Here is a 6,051-nt window from a genome sequence, read left to right on the forward strand (position 1 = left end):
CGTCATCACCCATAGATTCGCTCAGGTACACCATTGATAAGGGATAGGCGGTATCTCCCAAGAGCTGGTGTCGCTTGCTCTTGACTCAAGATTACCGATTCCACCATTTCAAATCGTCCTGCCTTTTATCCCTTATTTTGTCCGCGTTTTGTCGGGATTTTGTTGGGACTTCTTTCATTCGCGTCTGTGACCAACTCTCAACAAAAAAACACCTTAATGGTGGTTTCCGGCACTACTATCTTCAACTATCGAATCCAGTTAGCTCAAAGCACTGAAATGAGTTTTTTAACAAATACCTCTTCGATTTTCTTGATTTCTTTGTCAGCTTCATTATCGACAAGTCCATGAATTTCCTTAAGAATTGCATTTGGATCTTTCCTTTCTCGAATCATTATGTAACGGGTAATTAGCTCACTATCATCGCCCATGAGTTCATAGATTTCTTCATAGTTGAAAACAAAACTACTTTCTTTAATCTCAATAAAGCCAAGATAGAGTCCAAGTAATTTTTCAAGGGGTACATCAAGGGCAACAAAGATCCTAGCAATCTCCGTCAAGGGCATACGCTTTATTTTTGATATATCTTTCGGACCATCGAATTCGTAGTTATCGTTTATTAGATCTGTTTTATCTTTTAAAGCCTCTTGAGACTGTCTTAAGGATAAAATATTTGCGCCCCCCTCAAAATCCGGGTCAAAATACTGATGTAAATCATCCTGCCAATAACAAACTGGACAAATATCAACGGTTCCCGGGGGTTTTAAGTCAAATGTTTTATAACCGCAACAAGGACAAGTGTATTTCATGTATCCACCTCAAAAATTATCCTTATTTTCACTCGATTATCTTGCCCGTTAGCTAAACAAAAGCTGCCGTTAAAACCTTGGAGCCTTCTCAATTTCTCTGTTATTCTTAGCTTGTTTTTATTCTATTCAATTTTTGAAGGGAATGATATTTTCTCTTCAAAAAAATCCTGGCCATTTAAATTAAATTGAAAGTTACGAATGATTTCTGGTTCTTCATAATCATCCAAAGTAACATATTGTTTTGCAATTTTTTCAGCTTCCTTTAAATTCTCATTTGTTGGTTTTAGAAAACTATAATCAATATAAAAATCCCTAATCTCAAGTAGACACGAAAGTTCATAAGACTGGATTCCGTGTACTCCGTTCTCAAAATCTACTTCACATTTCATCGACATTCTTATGTAGCGATTCGTTCTCTCACCAAACACCATGTTAGAAATAAAGACTGGACTATGATAATAAGACAACAAAACTGATGCATCAGGCATTGGAACTTCGTAATCCTCGAAAGCGATGTCGGTAAACTCGTAAGCCTTATTCTCCAAATCCCTCCAGCTCCGAACACCTGGTAATTTAAGAAATGCAATATTGATCGTTGTATGTATTGGGTTCTCTATACATTCATTTCCTTCAAGTTCAAAGGGACTTAAATTTACATCGATTGAATGATAAAACTTCCCATCGTATAAATATGAGGAATACTTACCGTCTAGTGCTACTAATTTTACAGATTCCATGACTACCCCCAACATTTTCGCGATATTTTAGTGCAGTAATTAGTTTGATTTTACATCCAAAAGTTGGATTTTTCATCAGTAAATAAAACTCTAATTCTGGCTAATAAAACAAAAGTTATTGCACATAACTTGCCCGTTAACATAACAGCGTTAAGATTGCGTTAGCAAAATCTATAGCCGACTTAGGCTTGTTTCATAAAAAAAGGCACTCAGATCATCCCGAGTGCCGTAGCAATTTGCATAATTGCCTCTTTCTTTTTTGTGTAGAATTGGTCTTTTGTCAGCCCTAAGTCCAGATATACGTTGATGTCTTTCACCCTGGATGTGCTGAGATACTTCTCTTCGATGATCTGTCGCTCGACCTCATCGAGCGAATACTCGAGGGCTCTTTCGATCTGCTTCGCTTTCAACTCATTCTGTGTCTCTGAAAGCTGCAGCCGAGGAAACAATTGCTCGATACCCTTCTCCTGTCGCTCCTGTTTATTTTGTACAGCAACACGGAGGGCTTTATATTCTTTTAATGCTTTGACAACTGCTTTTCTGACTTCTCTTTCATTGACCGGTTGTAGAAATGACAATTGTTCTTGTACCTGTGCGCTCATCCTTCTAATTCCCCCTCGTGGTAAACCCATGATATAATTAGTTTAGGCGAACATATATACGGGCTCCCTGCTGGGGGCTATTTTTTTATCATTTTTCTATATAGCACTCGCACATCAATTTTCACACTTGAATATGCACGGCACTACGTCTTTTACCTTCACCGGGGTAACCAAGTGCAGCATTTACAAAACGACATCCATGCGCTTCATAATCAGTTTGTTGGTGAGTATGCCCAAAGCACCAAACCTTGCCATTGAGTTTCGAAAAATAAGGACTTCCGTCAAAGTAATAGAATGAGCTGACCAGATCACGGTCTGCATTGCTCCAATCACCACCAACATGTGTGATGATTACATCTGAGGAGTCAATGATAGCGTCAAGTTTCTTCTTCTCTTCGTCTGCAAATGTAAACGACTTGTCCAACAAACCCTTGATCAGTCTGGAGTCGTTCATTATATCCCACCATTGGAATACAGGGCCTCTTCCGAGTATCCAAGTTCTTTTATCCCATAAGAGAAGTCGTACCACATTCCAACTCCACCATAGGTAATGCCATCGATCTCTACTATTTCGCCATCAAGATAGTGCACATTGGTAAGCAAGCTGCAAGTTTCTTTCATCTCGATAACACGATTAAGAGATTTTCCTCGGTACTGCTTTTCTTGATTTACACTAACCAAATAGTAATCATGGTTTCCTGCAACTATCAGAATGTGCTCATATATCTGTTTCAACTCTTCAATCAGTATTTTATTTTGCCAATTGTAATGGCCCAGATCACCAGCAATGACAAGCGTTTTATGGTGAATATCAGGTAAGATTCCTTTAATAAAGTTCTTAATTTGAGGCACCATTTTATGCAGAGGATTTTCAACTTTCACCCAAAAATCAAGATGTACGTCTGATATAAGATCAAATCCTGTACTCAAGCTGCTCACCTGCTTTTCACTTGAAATAGTATGTTAAATAGACTTTTTACTTAAAAAGGAAACAGTAATCATAATTTTACGTATTAGTTTTCATTATTTACTTTTTGAATTTTCGGCATTACAATTAAAAATATACCATTTTCTGTAATATAAGGTATATATTAACTATACTAGGAGGTTATAACTCATGAAGGCAAAAATTCTTACTCTTGGATTTACAGTTCTTCTCTCAACGTTTACTGCTATCTCAGCCTTAGCAGCGTCAACAGAATCAAGTATTGTACTAGGAGCGTATGGTATAGACTTCACTGGCGCAGTACAGGGACAACACAAATACGGTAGAATCACATTACAATCTGATGGTAAAGCAAGTGCATTTCTGTATAAAAACTGCGATGGAACCTGGAAACAAACAACAGTGAATGACCCAGAAGGAATGTCAGGGCATCTCTTCTTAGATAAAAATGGTGGTAGTACTACTGATAATTACTATATGAACGGTGCTTGCCAATACAAATTAGAAGTGCTCGCTGGCGACAAAGGTGCTAAGGGATATATAAGAAGTTATGATTAATAAAAAATAGTAAAGTTAAACAGTAAATGCTACATAAATTATTTGAATAAAACATCATACCACTGCCAATTTATATATCGGTATGATGTTTTATCTTTTTTCTCTTATGTTAAATAGTGACCCTCATAGCCTTTAGGAAGGCCATACACACTGCGTGTGGTGCAGAATCGGATGTCATTGGTCCATAATTTCTCCATTCCCGTTCGTCCCAAGCGCCAGCTTCATTCCCTCCATGAGGGTCTGCTTCTAATTTCAAGTAAACATCTTGCTTTTTTATCGCTTCCTCCACCAGCACGCCCATGCCTTTCCATGTGGTGGAGAACTGAGGCAACGCTTCGATCTCTCCGTCAACGACAATGTAATAATCAGGAGGGAATTTACCGACTTCGTAGCCCAACGCCTCCGCTACTTTCACATCCAACACACGTCCTGCTTGCATCCCGTTCCTCTCCCCAATTCCATAGTCCTTGTTGGCCTTTAGCTGGCACCGGATCGATCTGTTTTACATCTGCCATTTCCCAGGCATACCGTCCAAAGTCGAAATAACCAAAGAGCAATTCGTGCCCGTCTACAACTTTAGAGTTGTTGAGAAACGCGGATTCGGTACCGTTATTCCCGATAACTTTATGGCAACCCACCAGATCGGCAATTGCCACAATCGCCCCTACTGGCAAATTATTTGCCGTATACCCGTGCAAATCTAGCACGCTGCGGAAAGGCTCTTGTAGGCACAATTCCTTGTCCACTTTCTTAGCGGCATGAATCGCAATGGGTCCGCGGTACCTAGTTGGCCAGCCTCTTGTTTCGAATCGTTTTTCACCAAGTGCGATCAGTGTCGCCCATGGCTGGTGAATGGTTATGGCTTTCATTTGGTTCCCTCCACTCAAGCGACTTCTATAAGCCTGCTTCGCAGTTTCTTTATGTCTTCAATAAGCGATATCTTGTCTTCGGGAAAAAGCAGCATCATATCCAGTTTGATATCTATCAACTCTTTGATTTCCTTCACCGACATATCCATTTCCATGAACTGCTCGGTTGAAATCAAATCATGCTGATCTACGTTACTCCCGCATAAGCTGCATTCATAGACACCGATCGCACTGCTGTAATGACATAGCTTTTCGCAACCGCACGTTGGGCAGCACAAACCGTCCACCTTGTTCCCCTCCCTGGGTACAAACGTAATGTTAAGTTAAATTCGTCAGCAAAATGCTGAGCATCTCCCTTGTTTTTTCGTCACTAAGCCTTCTCATACCGTACTCCTTAATGATTGTCTTTACTTCATCATGGTCTTTCAACGCACTTATTGTATGAATCTCCATAACAAGTGCATTGACCGAATCCTTTGATTCACGCTGTTTGTAATCGAATGCTAGCTGTTTTAAGTTTGAAAAATCGGCACTCATATTAAAGTAACATTCCAAGAAATGTTTAAATCCAGGGAAGCGATTGAGTCTCATTGAATTCACGCTCCTCTCTTTGGATATTATTGTAAATCGTTCTGCCCTTTGAAACACCACTTTCCTTTGCTTTACAAATCGATTGTTTTGTTAAGACATGTACTGCGAGCAAAGTTCGTCCCATTCAGACACGCACTCTGCATCACTCATTGAATTGACTTCTTGAGCTTCATAACCACTACCCAGGAGCATTTCACGAATTTCATTCATCCTATTCTCTCCTCGTTTAACAAATCGTGAGTTGTGATAATTTGTTCATATTCCCCTGGATAATCCCTTGTTGTATAATTTTGTAAAACATTTTGATATCTAAGGGGTACACTATATGTTTCTACCGATTATCAGTATCTTGATGAGCATCTGGTTGTTTAGAGAAGCAAAACTACGCAATGAAAACAAGTTCTTATGGGCAATTCTCGGGCTTTTGTTCTCATTTTTAGCCATAGGAATTTTCCATTTAAAACAGAGGAATCGAATTCAAGGAATCGTTGCTTTGATCTTTGGGATACTTATCTACTCGATTTTCTTGAACAATTACTTTTCTTAATTACCGTTGTGTTAAGCTGTTTCCCCATTCCTACTATAATCACAGTAAGGTGGTAAAAATGATGTATCCCAATCAAAGTCTAAATATAATTCGGATCGTAAAAGAAACTAGTGGAATGCCTAAAAAGGATATGGACTTCATTTTCGAGTTATTGGATCACAATGAATGGGGCGTTGCCTTGGAACATCTTTGTTCAACTATTATTGAAGAGAGACTTATTATCCAAAGAGATGTCTTCGAAGCAATAAAGAAGACCGGCGAATTAATGGAAATGGATCCCGACAATTGGAGTCAACTGATTCATTTAATTCAATAGCTATTGTGATAAATAACCTCCACCTCTTGGTAGCAGATGTTCAAAATCACTAGCAGCAACAGCCTTAATTCCATTTCTC

The 6,051-nt window shown here is 39.0% G+C and carries 10 protein-coding genes and 1 pseudogene; 2 read left to right on the forward strand and 9 right to left on the reverse strand.

The window, feature by feature from the left end; translation table 11 throughout:
* Positions 1-641 precede the first annotated feature (641 nt).
* From ACQ5DJ_RS28270 to ACQ5DJ_RS28290, 5 genes and pseudogenes are all read right to left on the reverse strand, one after another.
* A pseudogene (locus tag ACQ5DJ_RS28270) lies at positions 642-806 on the reverse strand (CPCC family cysteine-rich protein); the annotation flags it as partial.
* 122 nt (positions 807-928) lie between these two features.
* The gene (locus ACQ5DJ_RS28275; protein WP_429845353.1) at positions 929-1,543 is read right to left on the reverse strand and encodes a hypothetical protein; all 615 of its coding nucleotides are present in this window, start codon (positions 1,541-1,543) and stop codon (positions 929-931) included.
* 209 nt (positions 1,544-1,752) lie between these two features.
* Positions 1,753-2,145 carry an ArpU family phage packaging/lysis transcriptional regulator gene (locus ACQ5DJ_RS28280; RefSeq protein ID WP_429845354.1) on the reverse strand — a complete coding sequence of 131 codons (393 nt, stop codon included), beginning with the start codon at positions 2,143-2,145 and terminating at the stop codon, positions 1,753-1,755.
* Between the two features lie 121 nt (positions 2,146-2,266).
* Positions 2,267-2,599: a hypothetical protein gene (locus ACQ5DJ_RS28285; protein ID WP_429845355.1), complete on the reverse strand. Its 333-nt coding sequence runs from the start codon at positions 2,597-2,599 to the stop codon at positions 2,267-2,269.
* A complete protein-coding gene (locus tag ACQ5DJ_RS28290; protein WP_429845356.1) occupies positions 2,599-3,075 on the reverse strand; it encodes a metallophosphoesterase in 477 nt (158 codons plus the stop codon). Before ACQ5DJ_RS28290 ends, ACQ5DJ_RS28285 begins: the two co-directional genes overlap by 1 nt.
* A 187-nt stretch (positions 3,076-3,262) precedes the next feature.
* Between ACQ5DJ_RS28290 and ACQ5DJ_RS28295 the strand changes: the two genes are divergently transcribed.
* Positions 3,263-3,649 (forward strand): hypothetical protein, encoded by a 387-nt coding sequence (locus ACQ5DJ_RS28295; protein ID WP_199928291.1) that lies wholly within the window; start codon positions 3,263-3,265, stop codon positions 3,647-3,649.
* Between the two features lie 109 nt (positions 3,650-3,758).
* On the opposite strand, the gene ACQ5DJ_RS28300 is transcribed toward ACQ5DJ_RS28295, so the two are convergent.
* From ACQ5DJ_RS28300 to ACQ5DJ_RS28315, 4 genes are read right to left on the reverse strand one after another with little or no spacing between them, the layout of a single operon-like run.
* Positions 3,759-4,088: a hypothetical protein gene (locus ACQ5DJ_RS28300; protein ID WP_429845357.1), complete on the reverse strand. Its 330-nt coding sequence runs from the start codon at positions 4,086-4,088 to the stop codon at positions 3,759-3,761.
* A complete protein-coding gene (locus ACQ5DJ_RS28305; protein ID WP_429845358.1) occupies positions 4,027-4,518 on the reverse strand; it encodes an ASCH domain-containing protein in 492 nt (163 codons plus the stop codon). The genes ACQ5DJ_RS28300 and ACQ5DJ_RS28305 overlap by 62 nt, the downstream gene beginning before the upstream one ends.
* 14 nt (positions 4,519-4,532) lie before the next feature.
* Positions 4,533-4,805, reverse strand: coding sequence for a hypothetical protein (locus tag ACQ5DJ_RS28310; protein WP_429845359.1), 273 nt, complete (start codon positions 4,803-4,805; stop codon positions 4,533-4,535).
* 31 nt (positions 4,806-4,836) lie between these two features.
* The gene (locus ACQ5DJ_RS28315; protein ID WP_429845360.1) at positions 4,837-5,109 is read right to left on the reverse strand and encodes a contact-dependent growth inhibition system immunity protein; all 273 of its coding nucleotides are present in this window, start codon (positions 5,107-5,109) and stop codon (positions 4,837-4,839) included.
* A gap of 605 nt (positions 5,110-5,714) precedes the next feature.
* On the opposite strand from ACQ5DJ_RS28315, the gene ACQ5DJ_RS28320 reads away from it, so the two are divergent.
* On the forward strand, positions 5,715-5,972 hold the full coding sequence (locus ACQ5DJ_RS28320; protein WP_429845361.1) for a MafI family immunity protein: 258 nt from the start codon (positions 5,715-5,717) through the stop codon (positions 5,970-5,972).
* Positions 5,973-6,051 lie beyond the last annotated feature (79 nt).

This window comes from Brevibacillus sp. FIR094, assembly GCF_050477165.1.
GTDB lineage: Bacteria > Bacillota > Bacilli > Brevibacillales > Brevibacillaceae > Brevibacillus.

Excerpts from the sequence above, each read along its gene's own strand:
- ACQ5DJ_RS28275 (WP_429845353.1), bottom strand. The coding sequence starts at position 1,543 with ATGGAATCTGTAAAATTAGTAGCACTAGACGGTAAGTATTCCTCATAT.
- ACQ5DJ_RS28280 (WP_429845354.1), bottom strand. The coding sequence starts at position 2,145 with ATGAGCGCACAGGTACAAGAACAATTGTCATTTCTACAACCGGTCAAT.
- ACQ5DJ_RS28285 (WP_429845355.1), bottom strand. The coding sequence starts at position 2,599 with ATGAACGACTCCAGACTGATCAAGGGTTTGTTGGACAAGTCGTTTACA.
- ACQ5DJ_RS28295 (WP_199928291.1), top strand. The coding sequence starts at position 3,263 with ATGAAGGCAAAAATTCTTACTCTTGGATTTACAGTTCTTCTCTCAACG.
- ACQ5DJ_RS28300 (WP_429845357.1), bottom strand. The coding sequence starts at position 4,088 with ATGCAAGCAGGACGTGTGTTGGATGTGAAAGTAGCGGAGGCGTTGGGC.
- ACQ5DJ_RS28305 (WP_429845358.1), bottom strand. The coding sequence starts at position 4,518 with ATGAAAGCCATAACCATTCACCAGCCATGGGCGACACTGATCGCACTT.
- ACQ5DJ_RS28315 (WP_429845360.1), bottom strand. The coding sequence starts at position 5,109 with ATGAGACTCAATCGCTTCCCTGGATTTAAACATTTCTTGGAATGTTAC.
- ACQ5DJ_RS28320 (WP_429845361.1), top strand. The coding sequence starts at position 5,715 with ATGATGTATCCCAATCAAAGTCTAAATATAATTCGGATCGTAAAAGAA.